This is a genomic window from Gloeocapsa sp. PCC 7428 (assembly GCF_000317555.1).
GTDB lineage: Bacteria > Cyanobacteriota > Cyanobacteriia > Cyanobacteriales > Chroococcidiopsidaceae > Chroogloeocystis.
This window is the reverse complement of sequence record NC_019745.1, coordinates 5,271,701-5,294,646: the sequence shown is the minus strand read 5'-3', so window position 1 is coordinate 5,294,646 and position 22,946 is coordinate 5,271,701. Positions and strand designations below refer to the sequence as shown.

Here is a 22,946-nt window from a genome sequence, read left to right as displayed (position 1 = left end):
CTACATTCATGAGGCTTTCTATTTGAATCAACCTCAAAGTGAAACGGTATTACGTGGGTGCAGTGCTTAATAAAACTACATTATCAGATTGGCTTTTCCCAATTTTAAGCATTAAGGAGATATTATGGCGCGTACACCGCAGTTTCGCCAATTCATCCGAATTCTACAGCAGGCGCAACGGGAGAACCTCAAAGCTGAAGGCAAATCTCCACCATTAACAAAACAGCGAGTTTCATGGACGCGAAGACGATTGCTCAAATTAGTAGCGCTGGCTTCAGGAAGCGCACTTGCAACCAACGCGTTACCTCATTCAGAGAAAGCTTGGAGCCGCGATCGCCAAAACCCTAAAATTGCGATTATTGGAGGTGGAATTGCTGGATTAAATGCTGCATACCAGTTAAAAAAGGCTGGTTTAACAGCTTCTGTTTATGAAGCTAGACAGCGCTTAGGAGGACGCGTACTGTCAGTTACGGGTGTTGTGGGTGAAGGTCTAGTGATTGATCTAGGTGCTCACTTTATCAATACAGATCATGTAGATATATTAGAGTTAGTCAAAGAATTTGGTCTAAGTCTCTTCAATCGCACTGAAGATGCACAGCGATTCCCCTTTCCCGAAACAGGTTATTATTTTAATGGTAGGCTGCGTTCTGAAGCCGAAGTTGCAACTAAATTGCGTCCACTCGCGCGGCAAATTTCTCGCGATGCTGACTTGCTAGATGAAGACTACGAGCAGTTTGCACCAAAATTCGATCGCATATCCGTTGCTAAGTATCTAGACAAACACGCTGATAAGATTTCAGAGCAGTTTATTCGAGTACTGGTTGAAAATACAATTCGCACCGAGTACGGTGTCGAACCTGACAAGTCTTCAGCACTGCAACTACTATTCAACCTTCCTACAGTCGATGGAAACAAAGTAGAAATATTGGGGAATTCTGATGAAACTTTTGTTGTTGAGGGTGGTAGCGGTAGGATAATCGACAGTTTAGCGCAGGCGCTATCAGGACAAATTTTCTCTGGTATGCGTTTGATGCAGATTGAGTCACGGGGGAGGGGCTTTCACTTGACCTTTTCTGGTAATTATGAAGTTGATGCAGATTATGTCATTATTGCGATTCCTTTTACTGTTCTGCGTGACGTTAAAATTCGAGTAGACTTGCCAAAGCAGTTGCGGCGTTTTATTAACGAAGTCGATCTTGGTGCGAATGAAAAGCTATACGCTGGATTCAACAAGAAAGTGTGGCGTCGAGAAAAAGGGTTTATTAAGGAAGCCTGGACAGATCTCGGATTCTCCGCTGCGTGGGATGAAACGCAGCGACAAGTAGACAGAAAAAATGGAGCGCTGACTTTCTACTTTGGTGGTAACGAAGTTACGACGCTACAATCTGGTAGTACTAAGTCACAAGGCAAGAAGTTTGCAAACCAATTTGAGAATATTATCCCAAGTGTCAAGAGAGTTGCAAATGAAAGATTTTTGCGTACTCAATGGACTCAAGACCCTTTTACTAAAGGCTCTTACACTAGTTTTAAGCCAGGACAACTAACAGACTTTGCAGATTTTTTCTATATCGAATCGGACAACCCAGAAGAGCGCCAAGATGTCAACGTCGGGAATTTGGTTTTTGCTGGTGAGCATTTAAGCGACGAGTTCTATGGATATATGAATGGCGCGGCTCAGACAGGTCGCCTTGCGGCTGAAGTTGTGCTGGGAATGTGTCTCAGAGCAAAAAAAGCAAGGTTTATGTGAGAGTCACTATTTTCTTTTTGTTTTCACAGTGTATTTTTTCTGCATAGTGTAATCACGATCCTGACGGTGCATGACCTAGATATACTACATATGTGCGCATAGCGATGAAAACAGCGGTGTTATGAGATGCTAAAATAGTGAAGCATTAGGGGAATTAGCTCAGCTGGTAGAGCGCTGCGATCGCACCGCAGAGGTCAGGGATTCGAGTTCCCTATTCTCCATACTTTCCTTGTATTAAGTTTCCTCTAGGCGATCGCAGCTTGCCATCATCGCCGAATCTATACCAATGTCACTATTACGCATAATTACATCTTAAAAGTTCGCTTTGCTCAAGTTAGCTCCTGTAAAGTCAACTTCGTTAAGCATAGCGCCCGTAAAATTAGCCTTACTTAAGTTCGCGCCCGTAAAATTAGCTTGGCTTAGGTCAGCGCCCGTAAAATTAGCTTTACTGAGATTCGTCCACCGGAAGTCAGCCTTGAAAAGATTTGCTCCACTGAGGTTGGCACCGAAAAGATAAGCACCAGTGAGATGCGCTTCACTGAGATTTACTTGCACAAGCTCAGCCATATACAAATGAGCGCCAATTAGCTCAGCTTCGTGAAGGTTGGCATGACTCAAGTTTGCATGATTCAAATTAGCTGCCATCAAGTTAGCATAACTGAAATTCGCTCGTCTTAAGTCCGCTGCACTGAGGTCTGCCTCTCTTAGGTTAGCTTTGCGTAGCTCAGTTGCAATTAAGTTAGCGTGACTCAAGTCAACTCGTCTTACGTCTGCGCCTTTGAGGTCGGCTCCAATCAGATTAGCGTAACTTAAATCTGCTCCTGCAAGTTGCGCTTCCCTTAACTGAGCATCGACAAGTTCGACTTGTTGAAGATTAGCGTCAATGAGTTCAGATTTGTTTAAATTAGCTGCACTTAAATTAGCTTGAGTAAGGTTAGCTGCAATGAGTTTCGTTTTGCTGAGGTCTGCCCTGCGGAGGTTAACTGCAACTAAATGAGCACCTCTAAAGTTGGCTTCACTCAAATCAGCTTCGCTCAGATCTGGTTTAATTTGGATGTTTTTCTTCCTCCACTCAAGCCACTTTACTGCACCCTGCTGTAGTAATGCAAGATGCTCCATATTCGCCATCCAAAATCTCCTTCAATCAAGCAGCACCAATTTTCAACTTTAACTTATGACTACACTATTCCCTACGCCCCATTGCAGGGTTTTCACGTCCCACAACGTTTTCAATTGCTGCTAATGCAGCACTCGAACCTGCTAAAATGTCTCGTTCTTCTCCACCTAAATAGAGGCGTCCAAAGCTGCCAACTGCCTGAATTTCTAAAATGTTAATTAAAGCTGCTTTCTCGGCTTCATTCGCGGCTAAAGCAGCATAAGCCGCTGGCTGAACTTCCATCACATAAAGCGTTTGTCCTGCTAAAATCATTTGTCCTCTACGCGTGCGATTGATTAATTGTGTATGATGCGCGTCAATATTGCGGATAATTTGGCTGGAAATAACGTATGGTTTGAGACGTTCGCGCTCGCGGACACCTAATGTCTCTAAAATTGCCTTACCCGCAGTCCGCGTATCGCCTTGGTTACTTGAATGAACTTCCAGAAGTCCGTAGAGGCGTTCGACAACTTGCACTCCTGGGCGTACAGAAGTTGATTTTAGGGCAATGTCCATAATTCGGTTAATTTCTATACCTGGTGAGATTTCAATCCACAGTGAAGCATCGCCTGGCAAAGGTAAGAAACCTAACGCTACTGTCCCCATATAAGCTGCGTGCTGAGGCTGCAACCTGTCTAGAAATACATAACTGCGTAATTCTATACCCAAGGTTTAAATCTCCGTCATCTTAGAATTTTGCAAGTGCAACATCTGAGTTTACACTTTGTGCTTCTGAAATCTGAAGTGCATTTGCTCACGCCTAACGCTAGCTTGATACAGTTAGATACTTACACGATATGCGTCATTGATACAAAAAAAGGCTCAAGCAATTTGCCTAAGCCTCTTACATCATATTAGTTCGTGAGGGCGATCGCACTTACGCTAACGCACTAGTCTCGCGTGTTTAGTAGCGAGCCGAGTAATTACCATTTCGACGATTACCACCACCACTAAATGAAGTGCGATTTTCTCTGGGTTTCGCCTTGTTGACTCGCAAGGTTCGTCCCATCCATTCTGCGCCGTCAAGCGCATCAATCGCTAAGTCTTCCTCTGCCTCTGTATCCATTTCTACGAAGCCGAAGCCACGTACCCGACCAGTTTCACGGTCAGTGGGTAATTGAACGCGTTTTACAGAACCATATTCTGCAAAAACTGCGCTGAGGTCTTCTTGTGTAACCTCGTAGGATAAGTTACCTACATAAACTGACATACATTGTCTCCTAAATCAGAAAGTTGTAGAGTTCTAGATTTCGGAGAGAAGCCTGTCAAAACTAAAAGGAAAAAGCCCATCAATTCTAAAAACAAACGCTGCAACCGAACTGCACTCTTATACTTTTCTATATTAGCATATGACTTTTATTTTTTTACTGCACGTATCGCAAAAATGCATTATTAAAAAATACTTAAACACGACACTATTTTTATATAGTTATTGAGTGTTTTAACACTGGGCGATCGCGCTGCAAAAATAATGACACTTTTAGCGAATGGCTGGATAGCAAAACGGTATCGCTTCTTGTAGCGAGCAAGCCGAGTCGCTCACACCACTAATCGTGCGTGTTGGATGAGAAAGACCACTGATATAGGGATCGCCAATGCCGTGAACTGGATAATCGGCGCTGATAGCACTAAGTTTAGGACTAATACTCGTGCGTGTCACTTCAATGTCACAATAGCAACCGCGCCGCGATCGCCAAAAATATCATTTTCTACGAGTTCGCTTCCACCAAACCAAGCTGAATTTGTGTAAGTTCCTCATTGATTAACTGCTGCGAGTGGCGAATGGTATGTGTCAAATCGCATTCAGAGCTAAGCATAAAGCGACTATGAGGACTAGGAACTTTTATATCAACTTTGACAAGACTGCTAGCCACAGCACGCACTGACAGTGCATTATCGACAACAATCACGATTCAACTTCTAGCAGAAAAGATTGAAATAAACACCAAGCCAAATCTTTTTGTGAAATTTCACTAACAGGAAGCGGCCAAACAATATTAAATGTTGGGTCATCATAGCGCAGACCGCGCTCATAGTGTGAAGAATAAAACCCACTCACCTGATACACTACCCCAGTATTATCAACAAGCGTTTGATAGCCGTGCGCGCACATTGCTGGTATGTACAAAGCCCGATGATTTTCAGCGGTTAGTTCTACACCAATGTGTTTAAGAAAAGTTGGAGAATCAGGACGCATATCGATGATAATGTTGTAAATTGCGCCTTGAGTACAGCGAACTAACTGTGCTACGCGGACTGGGGCAACTTGATAGTGCATTCCTCGCAGCGTTCCTTTTTTATAGTTGAAAGCTAAATTACATTGTGCAACAACTGGTTTAAGACCATGCGCTGCAAATTCGCGCGCACAGAAGGTTTGAGCAAAAAAACCTCGATTGTCTTGCTGCTGCTCTAAGTCAATAATAAATGTATTTTTGAGTTTCGTTTTTGTAAATTTCATCACTGTCTCCAGAAGAAATCTCGCTCGATTTGCTGAGTGTGAATGAGATATTGCAGCTGTTTTAAGCGCGTGTATCCTCAAAACACAAAGTTTCTACGGATAGTTTGAGTAAATATAAATAGTTTCTGCGCGCTATGTAGCACACTCAATTCACATTAAAATTCGCGTAGGAACTCATGAATTTTCCCAAAGCAACGCGATAACTTCGTTATTTGCCCCATTACTCCCAAAATTCAACCAATATTCAGAGAGAATCTTGGCAATCGTCTTTACTTCGATAAGTATTAGTGGTGTCTCCAACTTTAAAGATTTGATTGTGAATCACGCGGTTGTTCGACTGTACAAGCGATCGCCTGATAAATATTGAGTACATGAACTAACTAACGCCAGGGGGTACTATCCTCACCACCTTGATTTTTTCTATGCCAACCAAGCTATGTTGTTTAAAATGATACCAAAACATGCTTGAGGAGAAGCGCCACGACTATCACAATTTGAAAGATGCTCAGCTACCCTCACAACAAAGCTTTCTAACTTCTTAGTTAGCCATAAGTTTCAGCGTGGATAACACTGCTCTTCTTGCTTGATAAATATAACATCAAAACCTTTTCTTTTTTCATATCTATAATCCATTCATTGATCTATTGCTGATGTCGGGTTTTGAAAAGGAAAAATAATTAAATGCCATACATTATTTATTCTCCTTTGATGTATTTTCCCAGAAGTATAGATTACGTTTTGATTCTTTAGGTATTTGAGAAGTGAATCTCAATAAACTCATAATAAATACAGAAAGCAGGAATGAGCTAATAAAAGCAGTAATAAACCCAACTATAAATCCTGTTAAAAACATGAGAGGTAGCCTGCAAGATTCAAAAGAAAGCTATTTTTGGATGTTTAAATTATAAAATTGTAATCTCTTATGACTATTTTTTCCGAGGAAAACTACTTTTTTAAAAATGCTATAAATGTTTTTTATCTCGTAATATATCCATGATTTATCAGAAGTCAGTATGTTTATAAACAGATAACTTCTGCGTTAGTAGTACTCTTAAAGATTGCATTTCAACAAAAGTTATTGTTTGTATACTATTTAAAAGATAAAAAGTTGTCGATACAGATAAGTTTAGGATCTATTCAGTCCACATAATGTTTTATAACAAAAGCAGAGTAAAACGACCTTTACTAGGTCGAAACGTTTAATAATTGCGTCACATCTCCAACTAGAAGAGATAGAACGTTGCTGTCGTCAAGCCATGAATGTTATTGAAAGTCGTCAATATCAAGTAATTTTGCTACTAGCAAAGCGAAGCTGTTGCTGCTGTAATAGGGTATACCTGTAACCGTTTATCGCTTTACTTATTTGTTTTACTTGCAAATGGAGTGGAAAGTTGATTATTAATTATTAACCGGACTTTGTATGTACTTAACGCTGCGATCCAGTTTTTCTATAGAATTATTACGGTATTGCTAAAATTGACTCTTAATGATATCTGCATAAACAATTAGCTTTCATTCAGAATGAGACAACAGACTTTGTTCTAGAAAGTTGTCAAGCTTCTCTCCTTCTGTCTTATTACCAAGCTACTTTTTATACATACTTTTACAGAAGATATAAATATTATTATTAAGAGTCTGTGTTGATTATATTAGCAGGTAACGCGCCGAATTGAATCAGGAGTATAGCAAACGACTGCACAACATCTTTTATCAGCTTACCTTGTACTATTAACTAGATGGTTTGATAGCGCGTTAGTTTGCCAGGATTGTGCGCTTGATGATAGCGTCTTTCTTATTCTGCCAAGCTTAGGTAGCCTTTGATGATTAAACGTTTTGGCATGAAACTTAGTAATTGCGTTTTTTACATAAAACAGAGCGCGCTAGGGTAATACTTCAATTCCCAGTACTACTTCAAACATCATTGTGCTATTAAGCGTGAAAACTTGTCGATATGGATTTATGCAGGAATAGAGTATTAGCTGCGATCGCCTTGTAATAAAAGAGAGGTAGAGGGCTTTTATATTGAAAACAAGATTCTTCCCTCTGCCAAAAAGGAATACAAGTCCCTAGTACTCACAAGCAAAAAATAAATCTGCCTTCTACCTCCGTAATTCTGCCTCCATAACTCGCAAAATGTATCGCGTACTGCATCTTTGTTTCTGTATTAAACTTAAATTCAGCAACACTGGCTAAAAAGTACGGTTAGCTTCAAAACTATGGCAGGTAAACTAACTACGCACGTTCTAGATACAGCGCACGGTTGTCCGGCTATTAATATGGTCGTTGAGCTATGGCTGATAGATGCTCAATCTGGACAAAAAACACTACTGAAAACTATCACGACAAACAATGACGGTCGCACTGATGCACCTTTGCTATTTGATGAAGAACTCAAAGTTGGTGTGTATGAATTAGTTTTCGTCGTGCATGATTATTTTGCACAAAAGTTAGATAATTTGCCTAATCCGCCTTTTCTTAATCGTATCCCGCTGCAATTTGGTATTGCTGACACTACAGCACATTATCACGTTCCTTTATTAGTGTCTCCTTGGTCATACAGTACCTATCGCGGTAGCTAATATTACGAAGTAAGTATCTATTACTGGTCAAAATAAAAATATTAATTATCAATCGGTTGGCTTATACCTTCAGTTAGCGCTTTTAACAGGCACTTGTGCGATACAGTTTTACAAAAGAGTAGTGATTTTTGTTATTTTAAATACAAAAAACTAGATAAACATAGTTATACCTTATGTTTTGTACTGTCATCGCAGTATACAGAATACATTGATGTCTTAGCGTCTTAGGTAGTAATTATTATTTAGCTACTAAAAATTCTATATCTTAGACAAAAATGTCAATAGTATCTTCCATGCTCGCGTTTACAGCTTTAAAAACTCATAAATTTACAACGCTCGAAAATGTTAATTATTAGCTTAAGTTCACAAATCCAATTTAAGTTGGAATCATGTTTATCACAGTATAAATATTTACTATCACTGTTAGCGCACTAGAGTAAATTTTTACTCTTGATTTTGTTTTAATACAATCTTAATTTAAAATGACAAAAGTTAAAGTCACATCTGAAGAACGTGTTGATGTTAAGCCAGCGAGTGGGTTAATTTATGGTCTAAACGATAGACCACCATTTGTAGAAGCTGCGCTAGCAGCGGCACAGCACGTACTAGCGATATTTGTCGGTATCATTACTCCACCACTTTTGATTAGTAATGCGTTGCAGTTATCGCCAGTAGATACAGCATACATTGTGAGTATGTCACTGTTTATCTCAGGCGTTGCAACGTTTATTCAAGCAAAAAAGATTGGACCAATTGGCTCAGGTTTATTGAGTATTCAGGGGACAAGCTTTTCGTTTTTAGGTCCGATCATCGCCGCAGGAACCGCAGTCATTGAAGCTGGGGGTACGCCTGAAAGTGCGTTAAGTCTCATCTTTGGTTTATGCTTCTTTGGTTCATTTATCGAAATCTTCTTGAGTCGCTTTCTGCATTTGGTAAGGAAGATTATTACCCCGCTGGTTACAGGTACAATCGTCAGCATCATTGGCTTGACGCTGATTAAAACAGCCATCATTAGTATCGGTGGAGGAGTTGTTGCGCAGCGAAATAATACTTTCGGTAGTCCTCAAAGTTTAGGAGTTGCAGCGTTAGTCCTCATCACAATTATTGTCCTCAATATCAGCAAAAATCCAATCTTGCGGATGAGTTCTGTTGTGATAGGACTAATTATCGGCTACGTTGTGGCTAGTTTTTTGGGAATGGTCAACTTTAGTGGTTTGCAAGGACTACCTGTGATTGCAGCGCCTATTCCATTTCGGTACGGACTGAGTTTCAACTTTGCCGCATTTATTCCGTTTATTCTGCTGTATCTGATCACAACGATTGAATCGATCGGTGATTTGACAGCAACATCGGCGGTATCGGGTGAACCAATTAAAGGCAGCGTCTATATTCGGAGAATCAAAGGTGGAGTGCTAGGAGATGGCGTTAATTCCTTAATTGCTGCTGTCTTTAATACATTTCCAAATACGACATTTAGTCAAAATAACGGCGTAATTCAAATCACTGGGGTTGGTAGCCGTTATATCGGTTATTTTATTGCCGTTATTCTTGCCCTATTAGGTTTATTTCCAATCGTTGGTGGCATTTTTCGCAGCCTACCGCAGCCTGTTCTCGGTGGCGCTACACTCATTATGTTTGGCTCGATTGTTGTCGCTGGTATTAATATTCTTTCGTCGGTTCAACTCGATCGCCGTGCGTTAATCGTTGTCGGAACATCGCTGGCAATTGGGTTAGGTGTGACGTATGTTCCTGAAATCCTTGATGCAACGCCAACACTCGTGAAAAGTATTTTTTCTTCAGGAATCTCAGCCGGTGGACTAACAGCAATTGTTTTAAACTGGATACTTCCCCAAGAACTGAGCGAAAGTAGCCTAGAAGAAGACGAAATGAGTTCTGAGGACTTAGCTTCCGAAGCATAGGACAAAATTGCAAAAGAAACTACGAGAACCCCTTATCAGCGGAGGCAAACACAATGTATAACCTCAAGGTTGTGGTCATCGGTGCAGGAATCGGCGGTTTAACCACAGGAATCTCGCTACGTCAAGCCGGATTCGAGGTAGAAATTTACGATCGCGTCAAAGAATTACGCCCAGCAGGTGCAGGAATATCGCTGTGGTCAAACGGCGTAAAAGTCCTCAATCGCCTTGGTTTAGGTGAGAAAATGGCGCAAATCGGCGGACAAATGGATCGAATGCAGTATCTGACTAAAACTGGTGAATTACTCAATGATATCGATTTGCAGCCCTTGGTTGAAGAAGTCGGGCAACGTCCTTATCCTGTGGCGCGCACAGATTTGCAACAAATGCTACTCGATGCTTATCCAGGTGAGGTGAACCTCAATCATAAATGTATTGGGGTAGAAGAGGATGCACAAGGAGTCACCGCCATTTTTGAAAATGGACACTGTGCTACAGGTGATTTACTCGTTGCTGCTGATGGAATTCATTCAATTTTGCGGCGCTATGTGTTAAATGAAGAAGTGCAACCAAAATACGGCACTTATGTTAACTGGAACGGCTTAGTACCTGCGAGTGAAGATTTAGCACCAAAGAATAGTTGGGCGATTTATGTAGGAGATCACAAGCGCGTGTCGATGATGCCAGTAGCACGCGATCGCTTCTATTTCTTTTTTGACGTACCCCTACCCAAAGGAACACCTGCCAACCCAGATTACCGTGCAGATCTCGCGGAACATTTTCAAGGGTGGGCGCAACCAGTCCAATTGCTGATTGAGCGTTTAGAGCCGTCTCAAACCAACCGCGTTGAAATTCACGACGTAGGACCTATAAATAAAATGGTACGCGGTAGAGTGGCTTTATTAGGAGATTCTGCCCACGCAACCTGTCCCGATTTGGGGCAAGGTGGTTGTCAAGCAATGGAAGATGGACTTGTTTTAACACAATATCTACTCACAACTAATTTGGGCGTAGAATACGCCTTGCAGCGTTACGAAGCCGAACGCAAAGAGCGAACAGGTGCTGTTGTTCAAAAGGCACGCCGACGAGCAGAAATGATTCACGGTGTCGATCCAGACATTACGCAGAAGTGGTATCAACAACTCGCCCAAGAAGATCCCACCGATGTCACAAGTGCGATTTCTAAAGTTATTTTGGCAGGACCATTACATTAGTGTCTTGCCTGAGTGCGAGTCGCGAATGAATTCGTCACTAGAAGAACCTTATCCACAGATGTGCAGAGGCATCCTTTGTATGAGTAGCTGCGACTTCAGTCACAAGGGCATCTATGAGCCATTCTATATAATTTTTGCAGATTCGGTAACAGATCTTATATTACCGTTATCTTGTTGTGAACGAGAGTAATAGAAAATCCCTAAACCTAGTAAACCAGCTACGATAGCAATCAACAGGATTAATTTCAGATTGATGCTAGGTCTGCTAACTGAAGTTGACATGACAGCTGCGTCACTCTCACTATGTTGAATAGACTGCGGTGACTCCTGCTGCGGGGGAAAATTCGCAGATATCAATCCTGGCGTGCTTACAGTTGCACTATTCAACTGGGGTGATGGTGCCATTGACGATTTTTCAGCAGACTGCGCTCCTTCGAGCATCATTTCCGCAAGCACTCCATATGCATCTGCCCATGCTTGCTTAACTTCTGGTGTCCAGTCTTTACCTAAGTACGATTCAAAAGTTTTCAACAATGCTGCACCCACCATTGGATAGTGTTGCTGTAGTGTGCCATAGCTGACGTGTCTTGCACCTAGGTTTTGCAGCGTTATTTTCAAAAGTTCAGGATTACGCAGATTGCTAACGACTAATATTAAAGACATGATTAGCTTTTGATGCTGCTGATCCATATCAGTTTTGGCAAATAAAGGCTGAAGTTGAGGATAGTCGGTTAGCAAATTGTTGTAAAAGCTAGCAGCAAACTCATTAGCATAAGGTTTAACACGCTCAAAACTTTGTTCTAGAACTTCAACCTGAAGCGCCATATTTGATTACCAGAGTTATGTAATGTTTAAAAAATCAATATATTGTTAGTCACACAACTTGGTTAAATCTGAATTCAATTTATTTCTAGATACCAAGCTGCATATTTTATTAATACCTTGAAGCTAGCTTGATAACATCCTAAATTTTACGGATAAATTGCTAGGAAGTTTCTACAACTCAATAGCAAAACGATACCCCATGCATTCTGTTATGACGAAAGCGGGGCAAGGTAGCGCTAGAGACAAACAACAAAGAGGATTTCTTGTTGAGCGACTAGCAATCAATGATAATTATGTAAAAGCTTCTACATCGCTTTATGTCATGTGTACGAAGATCGTGTCAAAGTTCAAAATGTTTTCTAAATGTATGCTTTTGATTAAGCGACTGCTGCAACGGCTTCTTGCCCGTGTCGGCGGAGTAACTCCATTAATTCGTCGCGGTAATCGTGGAAAATTGAGTGACGTTTTACTGTATGGGTGCGATGTGGTAAGTTGATGACCATCTCTTTGCGCACAGTACCAGGGCGCGCACCTAACGCATAAATGCGGTTCGAGAGAAAGACAGCTTCTTCAACATCGTGGGTGATCATAAAAATTGTAATGTTAGTACGCTGCCAGAGATCGAGCATGAATTCGTGCATCGATTCTTTGGTGTGAACATCCAACGCGCCGAAAGGTTCATCCATTAATAAAACATCAGGTTCTGAGGCTAGCGCCCGCGCGATCGCCACTCGCTGCTTCATCCCGCCGGATAGTTCTTTTGGTAAAGATCTCGCAAATCGTGTCAGTCCAACCACATTCAGATAGTAACTCGCTTGTTCGCGTCGTTCTTTCTTCGGTACGCCTTGCAGTTTTAACCCAAACTCGGTATTCTCCTGCACGTTCATCCAAGGGTAAAGCGTATAGTGCTGAAACACCATACCGCGATCGGGTCCTGGTGATGTGATGCGCTTGCCATCAATTCTGACTTCTCCAGTGGTAGGGGTATCAAGTCCTGCAATTTGTCGCAACAGAGTAGATTTGCCTGAACCTGATGCACCGACTGCACAGATAAACTCGCCCTGCTCAATTATCATATTGATGTCTTTGAGGACAACTAAGTTTCCCTCTTTGGTTGCAAAGTGCTTACTCAGATTATGGATTTCCAAAAACATAAATTAAATCTCCCTGTTGTCGTTTTTAGATGGCAATGTAACTAGCGTTTTTGACTTGCCCATTTACACGAAACTCGTAATAAATACTGAAAAAGCAAGTCGAATGCCAATCCGATAATTCCGATGACAATTAATCCAACAAAGATTTCATCGGTTCGCAAAAATCGACCAGCTACACTGATTCGCCGCCCCAAACCTTCATTTGCCGCAATAAGTTCCGAGACGATGACAAGTTGCCATGCTGCTGCTAAGTTGATGCGACACGCGTCAATAATTCCTGGCAAAACATGAGGCAAAATAACTTGAGTCAAAACTTCCCAGCGATTACCTCCCAACATATAAGTGGATTCGATGAGGTCTTTGGGGACAAACTTGACTGTATCCATGACCATTAGCGAGTTAAAGAAAAAGACCCCAATAAAGATCAGCATAATTTTTGGTTCTTCGCCAATGCCTAAATATAAAATAAGTAGCGGAATAAATGCGGGAGCAGGCATATAGCGCATTAAACCAAAGAGTGGTTCGAGCAAAGCCCGAATACTCGCAAAACTACCCATCAGCACGCCAATCGGAATCGAAACGAGTGCCGCAAATAGAAAACCAACACCAACTCGCCATAAACTCGCTACAGTGTCTTTCAGAAGTTCGCGGGTACTCCACAATCTGCCAAACGCTTCTAGAACGTCCGCAGGCGAAGGTAAAAACGTTGGGTCAATGTTACCAAACGTTGTTACTAACCACCATAGGACTAATGGCAAGGCAATTGATGTAACCATCAATACACTGCTCAACGACCTCGGAATATCTTCATTCAGCCGCCAGAAAACAGTGGAACGCATTGTTTTTGGTTTGAGCAGCGAGCGAATTGAGCGATGATTAACGCTTTGACTCATATTTTCGTTTCTCATGTGATAAAGAATGCGCCTGAACTTTAGGATCTGTTGATTTTTGCCGCATAAGCTTTGACGAAGCGATCGTCAAATAATCGACTATTATCCGGTGGTGCTGCTGCTAATCCAACGGATGTGAGAAATTGACCCATTTGGTCAGCCGCGAACTGCAACGAGGTCATATCGTTTCCTGGTTGAAAGGCTTTTAAGTTTTCCTCAATCGTGAATAGCTTTGTCCCTTCTGCGTATTGTTGGTATTCTTCGACGCTGACGCCTGCGCGTTTTGCCATAATTTCGTAAGCATCGGCTTGATTTTTTTGGATATAGTCCAACGTGGCAAACCAAGCATCGACAACAGCTTGCACGCGATCGGGGTTTTGCTCGACATACTGGCGTGTAAATACCAAATGATCCGAAATAGCTCCAGGAAAATCTTTGGAACTAAAAAGTTCTCTACTTCCTGGACGCTTGAGCGCCTGCGTCGTGAAGGGTGCAAACACCGCAACAGCATCGACTTGTCCCGCAACAAAGGCGGCGGCGGCTCTCCCTGTTTCTAGCGGTACGAACTGAATATCTTGCGCTGATAGACCTGCCCTTTCAAGTCCTTGGAGCAAGAGAAAATGATCGACGGTGCCTTCTTCAGCGGCAACTTGTTTGCCTTTGAGGTCTGCAACCGAGTTAATTCCTTCGCGAACAATCACTTTGTCATTACCCGTCGAATTATCGTTAACAAGAACAATCACTTGGTCAGCGCCACCGGATACTGAACTGACCGTATCGCCCAGCGTTTGGCTGTTTGCGTCAATTTGTCCAGCAGCGAGAGTGCTGATCGATTCGAGATAGCCATCAAACCACCTTAAATCTACAGGAACATTGTGTGTCGCAAATATTCTACGTTCTTGGGCAACCTGCCAGGGAAACCAACCAGGCCAAGCACTGAATCCTAAACGAACTGCACCAGCAACCGCCGACGACGCCTCGCTTTCGGTTGTCGTTTTGATATAGATCGCAGGGTTGACGCATCCTACTACAAAACTCAATGTAATGCAAAAAAGAATGCCGTAGGATAGGAGCGATCGCTTCTTCATAAGATTTTTATTAAAAATAAGACTATCTACCAGTTGTTTGGATGTTTGATGAATTACTGTCGAACTTCAATTTTGAATTTTCCGGCTCCTATTTTGTGTTTATTGAAACGAGGATTCTTAGTCATTATTAGCATTCCCAAAACTTGCAATTTAACAATCAAATCAATGGGTAGATAACCCCCATAGAGAAAACCCGAAAGAAATCAGTTGTACTGAACAACCATAATTCCTCCCGGGTTTTTCTCCCGCCGTGTGGCTAGCAAATTTCTAGTTCAACTTGTGTTGGCGCACTAGCCTGCCTCTCTTGGACCAGACATTCAATTGACTAAGTCAACATCGTGGATGATTTGAATCGGAACCCTAGAGGCAATTAAATTGTAGGTATAAATATAAGAAATATCAGCGGTTTAACACAAATGATGTATCAAAAGCTACTAAATTTAGGTCTTTTCTGTAACTTCGTTAAGAAATCTTGACGCAGTTGTATCGCTAAATAGCTTTGAGAATGTACTGAATGTTTAGTATAGAAGCAGTTACTTGTTATATAGTTTCGATATATAGCAGGGGCCAGAGGTCAGAGATCAGCGCTAAAAGCAAGATAGAGAAAGAAATCTGAGCCTCGACGATGTCCTAGCATCTCTTCAATTGCTATATCAATACGCTATAACAAGAAAGATTGTGAGATGAGTTGAGCCTGAATCGAGAATGTTTTGAGGACGTCTAGCGACTTTAGTGCGGCTCAAACACTAAGTCTAGATGGTGTGTGGACTCATAAGAAAATCTATTTTGCTAGAAATGTATGAAGATAGGTTTTGTCTGTGTAGCTGCGGTTTCAATCGCTAAGCTCTTTTGTTTCACTTCACCAATGATTCGACAGTCGCAATAGCCTAATTTTTGAAGTGCTGCTAGACAATCATTTGCTTTGTGATGCGGAAGTGTTGCTAAAAGACCACCTGATGTTTGAGGATCGAAAAGTAAAGGATAGCAGGGGTGAGTCTCTACCTGATTTAAGTGAGAAATATAGCGTGACACTCGCAAATTCTCGGAATGTAGCGAACTGAAAATTCCTTGCTGTGTTGTCGCGATCGCACCATCTAAAACTGGAATTGCTGACAATTGCAACTCAACAGCCACACCTGATGCTTGTACCATTTCGATTAAATGCCCTAGTAAGCCAAAACCTGTAATATCAGTACAAGCCGTTGCTCCGTGTTCTAGAAAACAAGTTGCAGCAGCAGCATTAGAGAGTAACATTGATGCGATCGCGCTATCAATCCATTTACCTTTCGCTTTTTGGCGCATTTGTGCAGCGAATAACGTTCCGGTTCCTAGTGCTTTAGTAAGAATGATAACTTGACTTGGTTGCATCCCACTTTTACGTAATAATTTATCAGGATGAACCAAACCGTTACACGATAGACCAAACGCGAGTTCTGCACCTTCGGTAGTGTGTCCGCCGACAAGCGGTGTATTTGCTTCGGCTAAAACTTTGACTGCACCTGATAAGAGTTGAAACAGCGTTTCTGCGACTTTTGTTTCTAATGCATAGGGTAATGTAGCGATCGCCAATGCACTTTGCGGTACTGCTCCCATTGCAAAAATATCACTCAAGCAGTGATTTGCACTAATCTGCCCAAACAAGTATGGATCGTTAATCAAAGCGCGAAAATAGTCGATTGTATGCACCATTGCCAAGTTTGCGGGGACTTGCACCACCGCAGCATCATCCGGCGCATCTAAACCAATTAAAATATCTTGGTGGTTCACTAACGGTTGTTCGATTCGTTGCAATACACGCGCTAAAACCGTACTTCCTACTTTAGAACCACAACCAGCGCAGCGCATTAAAGTAGAGGGGCGAGGAGTTAGGGGTGAGGGGTTAGGGGAAGAAATAAGTAGTGAGTTGTTTTGATTCCTGTCTCCTTGTTTCATCTCTGGTAAATTACTGAATCTTTCCATAAAGCGGCGATCAATCCAGTCTTTCCAGCGCCATAGTAGTTGAGAAGGACCAAAACCAAAAGAACCACGGGCGGCGATCGCTTTGCTATTACCTGTCCCGATTAAACTTAAATATTGTTTCTGTGGCTTGTATGGTTTTAACGGTTTCTCTAATAAACTGCGCTGCAAGTTCTCAAAAAGGGGTTTTCCTTGACGGACTGCAAATACTCCTGCTTTTGGGCGAGGATGATCAACCATTGTGGCAACATCACCCGCAGCGAAAACATTAGGATGCGAAATTGACTGTAAGTTGTCATTGACTTGCACAAATCCATCAGCATCGGTTGCTAGACCCGATTCGCGCAACCATTTCGGGGCGGATGCTTGCGTTACCCAGAATATGCGATCGCACTCGACTTTTAATCCTGACTCGCAAATAACTTTATGCAGTTGAACTTCTGAAACAGTTTCTTGTAAGTGTAATTGAACTTTCCGCTGTTGCAAAATATGTTGCAAGCGATATCGTACCCATCTGTTATAACTCGGCATGAGTTCCGTATCGCGGTGAAATAAGTGAATTTCTAAGTGAGAAGAATGCTGCGCCAAAATTCGCTGTAAGTGACTTTGCAGTGAAAGTGTTAACTCGACACCACCTGCACCCCCACCAACAACACCGATACGAATTGGCTGCTGAGGATTTTGCTTGACATTTTCAACAAACTGATCCCACTGCGCGAGTAGTTGCGAAATTGGTTTTGCGGCGATCGCATACTCAGTAGCACCAGGGACAGATATCGTTGCTGGAGTACTACCAATATCGAGCGAGACGATATCAAACGCTACAGGTGGACGCTGCGCGCAAATCACCTGCTTGTTTTCTAAGTCTAAACCGATTGCTTGGTCAATATATAGCTGTGCTTGGGCAAATTGCGCTAAGCGACGCAAATCAATATGACATTCTTCGCGCGAGTAGAAACCGGCAACATGACCAGGTAACATTCCAGAATAAGGCGTATCCGATGCTTCGGTAATCAGTGTGATACGGACTCCTAAAAGTGGTTTCATCCCAAACATTCTTAGGGCGATCGCATGGCTGTGTCCGCCACCAATCAACACCAAGTCTTTGACAATCGGATGCGATGCTTGCATGTTTTATTCAATAGATTATCCCTGTACTTCCACGTTAAGACAATTTTGGGGTAGAGGGCTGTCTTTCTCAGTTGGAAGTTGAGTTTGAGACTTAGTCTGAGCATTTAATGTTAATTAATGCTTATGAAGAAAAATCTGCTCTCCAAATATGAACAGCACGTTTTGCCAAATCTGCCTGACGCCTAGTTAGCGTGTCCGGTGTCCATTCTTCAGCTACAATACTCTGCGTTAGGACATAAACACTCCTCTGATAAGTTGCCTGCTTGATAGAATAAACTGCGTTTCCTACCTGACGATTCAGATGAGGCTCTAAAGGTGTCAGGTTTCCAATGCGGTAAACCAACTCCTCTATTTGGGCATCAGTGAAAGTTTGCCGCCAATCATCAGTTGGTGATTCGGGTAAGATATGCTCAATAGAAAAACTATCTTCGTTGACATCTATATGTGATGCATCTGCTTCAAGTTTGCAAAGAATGTATCGTACTAACTTCTTTTTTTGTCCTTTTGTAGATATTGAGAGCAGAGAAAAGTCTTGTGAGAATTTTTCATCTGAAACGTAAACTGAGCGCAGATTATCAAACACTTGCCTTGGACTAGTTAGTTCACCACTTGTAATTGCAATTGCCACTTTGTTGTAAAGTGTTTCTAATTCATTAGGATTGAGACTACTAACTATGGTGTAACGAAAGGAAAGTACACAAACAAGTTTTAGTAAGCGAGTGAAGTTTTCGGGAGTAAACTTCTCGTGTGCAGCAAATAGCGTTGGATAGGCTTGCCTTACTTTAAATAACTCAAGTTCGCGGATATAGGAACGATTTTCTGGAGTATCCCGCCAGAATTCATCATTAGAGTTACCAAGAGCAATAAAAAGGCTACTATAATTTTCTAGTTGATCGAGTAAGTCGAATGCTTGTTGGGCATTCTTCACAGATTCACGAATAACTTTAAACAATCGTTCGCGTCTTACTCTGGTTTCTCTGAGACTGAGGTAATAACGCAAAAAATCAGGAAAGTTTTCCATTTGAACTGTATTGATAATTCTTCTCCATTGTCGCTGTGCTTCCTGGAGATCATCTGGTCCACGGAAAAGGGAAAATAAATAGTTCTTCAGTAAATCTGTTGCACTTAATTCGATACCTCTAGCATTTAATGTTTCAAAAACTATGTATGCATTCAATTCATCTTCGACATTTATCTGAATAAAAAGTAACCTTTGGGCAACATTATCTGTTAAAAATATCGCTAGTTTTTCTCCACTATGAATAACTTCTTGCAGTTTCTCTAAGCAATCAGAGAAGTATTGAAAAGCTCGCCAGAGAAGTTGGTTAGATTTTGAAAGAGAGCGGATATTTCGTGGCGTTCTGAGATTAATCAGATTACTTTGATAGAAGTCATTGTTATTTTCATTCAAAAGCAGCTTACTTGAGTAGCGAAGAGAACGTGGATCTCTGTCACTGAGGTAGGTGCGCCTTAAAATTTCTTGTCGCTCTGTGTTAGCTTCAGCCTCCTCTTCTCGATCTACAAGGTTTTGAATCTTCTGAATAACAGCAATGGCAATAATACTGAGAGTAGCTAATCGTTGTTGCCCATCGATGATTGTAAACTCTTTATCTGAAGTGCTGGAGCTTTGCAGAACTATTGCTCCCATGTAGTGACTAGAGTCAGGATTAGTATGAAGTGCTAAAATATCTTGCCAAAGGTCCTCCCAATTTTCTTCGCTCCAAGAATAATCACGCTGGAAAGGTGGTACTCGGTAGATCTTGCCATTGCTGATTAAATCACCAAAACTTGTGGTGCGAGTATCTAATAGATTAATCCGAGCCATAGAATTACAATAAATTAGCTACTTCCAACCATAAAATATCAGCATCAGTCTAAGTATGGTAGCTACGGCAATAGTTGACTCAAACAGTGATGGAAATCCGTGTTACTTACTTATCTACAGATCAAGTGTTTTGGTGGTTGACCTTGCGCTACGCGTAGAATGTTTGCTACGACAGCGTTAGCAATTCCCGTTGCAGCAGTATCGGTGTGTCCGCCTAAATGCGGCGTCAGTGTTAAATTCAAGTTTGCTTGCAATAGTGGGGAATCGGGTGCTAATGGTTCTTGTTGAAATACATCAAGTCCCGCACCTGCAATGACTTTATTTTGCAAGGCTTTTACCAAAGCATTTTCATCTATCCACGCACCGCGAGTCACGTTAATTAAATACGCAGTAGATTTCATTTGTTGAAAGTCTTCCCAACCAAAAGGCTGCGTCACATTATCCGCTGAAGCCGCAATAATCACAAAATCAGAGTGTTGTAGTAAATGCGATCGCTCTATTGGAGTTCCCAACCACTCCAAACCAAGCGTATCCGCTAATTGTGGATCGAGTTGTCGCTTAATTCCTAATAATTGAACCTCAAAAGCTCGTAATCTGCGTGCGATTGCTTGTCCGATACCACCTAAACCGTAGATACCAACCGTTTTTTTCCACAAACTTTGTCCTTCAGGTTGATTCCAGTCAAGTTCACTAGCGCGATAGTTGCGCGCTAAAGCTAGCATATGTAAGATTGCAAGTTCCGCAACTGATTCAGCATTACCCGTACCAGGTGAAGGAACATTTGCAACATAAATCCCGCGCTGTGTCGCCGCAGCAATATCAACGTTTTCGACACCAACCCCCGATCGCTGAACAAGACGCAACTGCGGTAAGCGATCCATCAGCGCAGCATCGACAGGTTGAATACCTGGAACTAAAACAAACGTATCCGGTGCATCGAGAACAACGCGATCGTGCGGTAAAGTAATGACAGTTTTAGGAGAAAAATGATGAGCGATTCGCTGTGCTAAGTTACCGGAGGACGTCACAACGACACGCCCAGGAAGATTTTCAGACTCGTGTATGCGATCGCTCATTGCTTGGCAAGACTTAACTTAATTTACTATCATGATTGACCTCTACACCTTCACGACCCCAAACGGACGCAAGGCTTCGATTATGTTGGAGGAAGTTCAACTTCCCTACAACGTCCATGTGATTGACATTACGAAGGACGATCAATTTACACCAGAGTACATTGCAATTAATCCAAATAGCAAAATTCCAGCAATTATTGACCAAGACACAGGAATAACAGTTTTTGAATCAGGAGCAATTTTAATTTATTTAGCAGAAAAAACTGGAAAACTACTACCCACAGATCAAAAACAACGCTTTCAAGTTTTGGAATGGTTAATGCTGCAAATGGGTAGTGTTGGACCCATGTTTGGTCAACTCAATCATTTTAAAAAATTTGCCCCTAAAGAAATTCCTTATGCAATTCAACGCTACGAAAAAGAAACTTTACGACTTTACGGCGTACTCGATCAACAACTTGCCAACAACGAATTTCTTTGCGGTGATTACTCAATTGCAGACATTGCAACCTATCCTTGGGTAGCCATTTATGAATTTCAAGGCTTAACGCTAGACAATCATCCCTATCTCAAACGTTGGGTAGAAACCATGCAACAACGCCCAGCAGTACAGCGTGGGATGTCAGTACCTTAACTAAAATTTTCCACACAACGCACAAAAATTTCTACGCCCATACCCAACGCTGTTTCATCAAAATCAAAACGGGGATGGTGGTGGGGATACGCTAAGTTTCGGCTTAAATTTGCTGCACCCAAAAAGAAGTAGCACCCAGGAACTTGCTGCAAAAAGAATGACATATCTTCGCCTCCCATCGTTTGACACTCAGGGACAATTCCTAACGGCGTTTCCACAACTCTTACGGCTTGCGATCGCACGAATTCTGCCATACCAGGATCGTTAATCACTGGGGGATACAGTTGTGAATAATTCAATTCATACGTTGCGCCATGACTTTGACAAATTCCCGCAATAATTTGCTCGATGCGCTGGGCAAGATACCCTTCAAACTTCGGGTTAAAATATCGTACTGTACCACTCATGTTTGCTGTATCCGCAATCACATTGAGTGCTGTTCCTGCATGAAGTTTGCCGACAGTCACAACGGCTGATTCAATCGGATCGATATTTCGTGCTACAATTGTTTGCAAACCATTGACAATTTGCGCAGCTACTACTATAGAATCAACTGTTTGATGCGGCATGGCACCATGTCCGCCTTTACCCAAAATTGTGCAGTGAAACGTTTCAACAGCTGCCATTAGCGCTCCACTCCGCACGCCTACCGTACCCAAAGGCAGATTATTCCATAAATGTAAACCAATAATTGCATCAACATCGGGGTTTTTTAACACTCCCGCCTCAATCATCGGTTTAGCGCCCCCTGGTCCTTCTTCTGCTGGCTGAAAGATAATTTTTACAGTACCGCTAAATGTATCACGGTGTTGCGAAAGATAGTAAGCTGTACCAAGGGCGATCGCGGTATGTCCATCGTGTCCGCAAGCGTGCATCACTCCATCGTGTTGCGAACGATACGGTACATCATTTTCTTCCTGAATCGGTAACGCATCCATATCCGCCCGAATCGCCAACACAGGCAATCTTGAATCTCGGATTTTATCGCCTACCGTAGGCAAGACACTTGTATAAGCTTCTTCCTCGCTCCTCGCTCCTCGCTCCTCGCCCCTAATAACGGCAACAATTCCTGTTTTAGCAATCCCAGTTTGATACTCAATACCCCATTGTTGCAGTTTTTCAGCAACAAATTCGGCAGTCAAGTGTTCTTGAAAACCAAGTTCTGGGCGTTGATGCAACTTGCGCCGCCACGCGACTAATTGCGGTTGTAAAGCTTGAATATCTGACCGAATACGGGATAAATCAATATTAAGAGGTTTTGAGGAAGTAGAAACCATTACTCTTTAACTAAATAAAT

19 protein-coding genes, 1 tRNA gene and 1 riboswitch are annotated in these 22,946 nt (G+C 42.0%); of the genes, 6 read left to right on the top strand and 14 right to left on the bottom strand.

All coding sequences use genetic code 11. The features are described 5' to 3' along the window. Positions 1-124: 124 nt before the first annotated feature. A complete protein-coding gene (locus GLO7428_RS23265; protein WP_015191040.1) occupies positions 125-1,747 on the top strand; it encodes an NAD(P)/FAD-dependent oxidoreductase in 1,623 nt (540 codons plus the stop codon). Positions 1,748-1,895: 148 nt separating this feature from the next. Beyond that, a tRNA-Ala gene (locus GLO7428_RS23260) sits at positions 1,896-1,968 on the top strand. 91 nt (positions 1,969-2,059) lie between these two features. Here GLO7428_RS23260 and GLO7428_RS23255 read toward each other — a convergent pair. The 6 genes from GLO7428_RS23255 to GLO7428_RS23230 all read right to left on the bottom strand — a co-directional run bounded on the left by GLO7428_RS23255 (position 2,060) and on the right by GLO7428_RS23230 (position 5,361). Further along, positions 2,060-2,875 carry a pentapeptide repeat-containing protein gene (locus GLO7428_RS23255; protein ID WP_015191039.1) on the bottom strand — a complete coding sequence of 272 codons (816 nt, stop codon included), beginning with the start codon at positions 2,873-2,875 and terminating at the stop codon, positions 2,060-2,062. Positions 2,876-2,930: 55 nt separating this feature from the next. Next, positions 2,931-3,572, bottom strand: coding sequence for a microcompartments protein (locus GLO7428_RS23250; RefSeq protein ID WP_015191038.1), 642 nt, complete (start codon positions 3,570-3,572; stop codon positions 2,931-2,933). 235 nt (positions 3,573-3,807) lie between these two features. After that, positions 3,808-4,113 carry an RNA-binding protein gene (locus tag GLO7428_RS23245; RefSeq protein WP_015191037.1) on the bottom strand — a complete coding sequence of 102 codons (306 nt, stop codon included), beginning with the start codon at positions 4,111-4,113 and terminating at the stop codon, positions 3,808-3,810. A gap of 270 nt (positions 4,114-4,383) precedes the next feature. Then, positions 4,384-4,563: a hypothetical protein gene (locus GLO7428_RS23240; RefSeq protein ID WP_041918743.1), complete on the bottom strand. Its 180-nt coding sequence runs from the start codon at positions 4,561-4,563 to the stop codon at positions 4,384-4,386. 49 nt (positions 4,564-4,612) lie between these two features. Continuing rightward, positions 4,613-4,813 (bottom strand): hypothetical protein, encoded by a 201-nt coding sequence (locus GLO7428_RS23235; RefSeq protein WP_015191036.1) that lies wholly within the window; start codon positions 4,811-4,813, stop codon positions 4,613-4,615. Further along, positions 4,810-5,361, bottom strand: a complete 552-nt coding sequence (locus tag GLO7428_RS23230) for a dTDP-4-dehydrorhamnose 3,5-epimerase family protein (RefSeq protein WP_015191035.1) — start codon at positions 5,359-5,361, stop codon at positions 4,810-4,812. Before GLO7428_RS23230 ends, GLO7428_RS23235 begins: the two co-directional genes overlap by 4 nt. A 2,216-nt stretch (positions 5,362-7,577) precedes the next feature. Between GLO7428_RS23230 and uraH the strand changes: the two genes are divergently transcribed. The 3 genes from uraH (at position 7,578) to hpxO (ending at position 11,070) form a co-directional block, all read left to right on the top strand. Further along, a complete protein-coding gene (gene uraH / locus GLO7428_RS23225; protein WP_015191034.1) occupies positions 7,578-7,940 on the top strand; it encodes a hydroxyisourate hydrolase in 363 nt (120 codons plus the stop codon). A gap of 482 nt (positions 7,941-8,422) precedes the next feature. Then, on the top strand, positions 8,423-9,859 hold the full coding sequence (locus GLO7428_RS23220; protein ID WP_015191033.1) for a uracil-xanthine permease family protein: 1,437 nt from the start codon (positions 8,423-8,425) through the stop codon (positions 9,857-9,859). Positions 9,860-9,912: 53 nt separating this feature from the next. After that, entirely contained in the window at positions 9,913-11,070 is a 1,158-nt protein-coding gene (hpxO, locus tag GLO7428_RS23215) for an FAD-dependent urate hydroxylase HpxO (RefSeq protein ID WP_015191032.1), read from the top strand. 123 nt (positions 11,071-11,193) lie between these two features. Here hpxO and GLO7428_RS27010 read toward each other — a convergent pair whose 3' ends face one another. From GLO7428_RS27010 to GLO7428_RS23180, 7 genes are all read right to left on the bottom strand, one after another. Further along, a complete protein-coding gene (locus GLO7428_RS27010; RefSeq protein ID WP_015191031.1) occupies positions 11,194-11,895 on the bottom strand; it encodes a globin family protein in 702 nt (233 codons plus the stop codon). A 377-nt stretch (positions 11,896-12,272) separates the two neighbouring features. Further along, positions 12,273-13,049, bottom strand: coding sequence for an ABC transporter ATP-binding protein (locus GLO7428_RS23205; RefSeq protein ID WP_015191029.1), 777 nt, complete (start codon positions 13,047-13,049; stop codon positions 12,273-12,275). Positions 13,050-13,090: 41 nt separating this feature from the next. Further along, complete coding sequence (locus GLO7428_RS23200; RefSeq protein ID WP_015191028.1) at positions 13,091-13,942, bottom strand: ABC transporter permease; 852 nt, start codon at positions 13,940-13,942, stop codon at positions 13,091-13,093. A 38-nt stretch (positions 13,943-13,980) separates the two neighbouring features. After that, positions 13,981-15,027 (bottom strand): ABC transporter substrate-binding protein, encoded by a 1,047-nt coding sequence (locus tag GLO7428_RS23195; RefSeq protein WP_015191027.1) that lies wholly within the window; start codon positions 15,025-15,027, stop codon positions 13,981-13,983. A 227-nt stretch (positions 15,028-15,254) separates the two neighbouring features. Further along, a riboswitch (guanidine-I (ykkC/yxkD leader) is annotated at positions 15,255-15,402 on the bottom strand. A 414-nt stretch (positions 15,403-15,816) separates the two neighbouring features. Further along, on the bottom strand, positions 15,817-18,114 hold the full coding sequence (selD, locus tag GLO7428_RS23190) for a selenide, water dikinase SelD (RefSeq protein WP_015191026.1): 2,298 nt from the start codon (positions 18,112-18,114) through the stop codon (positions 15,817-15,819). Positions 18,115-18,235: 121 nt separating this feature from the next. Continuing rightward, positions 18,236-19,939: a DUF262 domain-containing protein gene (locus GLO7428_RS23185; RefSeq protein ID WP_015191025.1), complete on the bottom strand. Its 1,704-nt coding sequence runs from the start codon at positions 19,937-19,939 to the stop codon at positions 18,236-18,238. A 110-nt stretch (positions 19,940-20,049) separates the two neighbouring features. Continuing rightward, entirely contained in the window at positions 20,050-21,015 is a 966-nt protein-coding gene (locus tag GLO7428_RS23180; RefSeq protein ID WP_015191024.1) for an NAD(P)-dependent oxidoreductase, read from the bottom strand. 31 nt (positions 21,016-21,046) lie between these two features. Between GLO7428_RS23180 and GLO7428_RS23175 the strand changes: the two genes are divergently transcribed. Beyond that, on the top strand, positions 21,047-21,649 hold the full coding sequence (locus GLO7428_RS23175; RefSeq protein WP_015191023.1) for a glutathione S-transferase family protein: 603 nt from the start codon (positions 21,047-21,049) through the stop codon (positions 21,647-21,649). Here the strand turns inward: GLO7428_RS23175 and GLO7428_RS23170 are convergent. Then, the gene (locus GLO7428_RS23170) at positions 21,646-22,926 is read right to left on the bottom strand and encodes a M20 family metallopeptidase (protein WP_015191022.1); all 1,281 of its coding nucleotides are present in this window, start codon (positions 22,924-22,926) and stop codon (positions 21,646-21,648) included. The genes GLO7428_RS23175 and GLO7428_RS23170 overlap by 4 nt on opposite strands. Between the last annotated feature and the right edge of the window lie 20 nt (positions 22,927-22,946).

Coding starts and splice junctions, on each gene's coding strand:
- GLO7428_RS23245 (WP_015191037.1), bottom strand. CDS start 4,113: ATGTCAGTTTATGTAGGTAACTTATCCTACGAGGTTACACAAGAAGAC.
- GLO7428_RS23200 (WP_015191028.1), bottom strand. CDS start 13,942: ATGAGTCAAAGCGTTAATCATCGCTCAATTCGCTCGCTGCTCAAACCA.
- GLO7428_RS23180 (WP_015191024.1), bottom strand. CDS start 21,015: ATGAGCGATCGCATACACGAGTCTGAAAATCTTCCTGGGCGTGTCGTT.
- GLO7428_RS23195 (WP_015191027.1), bottom strand. CDS start 15,027: ATGAAGAAGCGATCGCTCCTATCCTACGGCATTCTTTTTTGCATTACA.
- GLO7428_RS27010 (WP_015191031.1), bottom strand. CDS start 11,895: ATGGCGCTTCAGGTTGAAGTTCTAGAACAAAGTTTTGAGCGTGTTAAA.
- hpxO (WP_015191032.1), top strand. CDS start 9,913: ATGTATAACCTCAAGGTTGTGGTCATCGGTGCAGGAATCGGCGGTTTA.
- GLO7428_RS23185 (WP_015191025.1), bottom strand. CDS start 19,939: ATGGCTCGGATTAATCTATTAGATACTCGCACCACAAGTTTTGGTGAT.
- GLO7428_RS23220 (WP_015191033.1), top strand. CDS start 8,423: ATGACAAAAGTTAAAGTCACATCTGAAGAACGTGTTGATGTTAAGCCA.
- GLO7428_RS23230 (WP_015191035.1), bottom strand. CDS start 5,361: ATGAAATTTACAAAAACGAAACTCAAAAATACATTTATTATTGACTTA.
- GLO7428_RS23205 (WP_015191029.1), bottom strand. CDS start 13,049: ATGTTTTTGGAAATCCATAATCTGAGTAAGCACTTTGCAACCAAAGAG.
- GLO7428_RS23170 (WP_015191022.1), bottom strand. CDS start 22,926: ATGGTTTCTACTTCCTCAAAACCTCTTAATATTGATTTATCCCGTATT.
- GLO7428_RS23175 (WP_015191023.1), top strand. CDS start 21,047: ATGATTGACCTCTACACCTTCACGACCCCAAACGGACGCAAGGCTTCG.
- selD (WP_015191026.1), bottom strand. CDS start 18,114: ATGCAAGCATCGCATCCGATTGTCAAAGACTTGGTGTTGATTGGTGGC.
- uraH (WP_015191034.1), top strand. CDS start 7,578: ATGGCAGGTAAACTAACTACGCACGTTCTAGATACAGCGCACGGTTGT.
- GLO7428_RS23265 (WP_015191040.1), top strand. CDS start 125: ATGGCGCGTACACCGCAGTTTCGCCAATTCATCCGAATTCTACAGCAG.
- GLO7428_RS23255 (WP_015191039.1), bottom strand. CDS start 2,875: ATGGCGAATATGGAGCATCTTGCATTACTACAGCAGGGTGCAGTAAAG.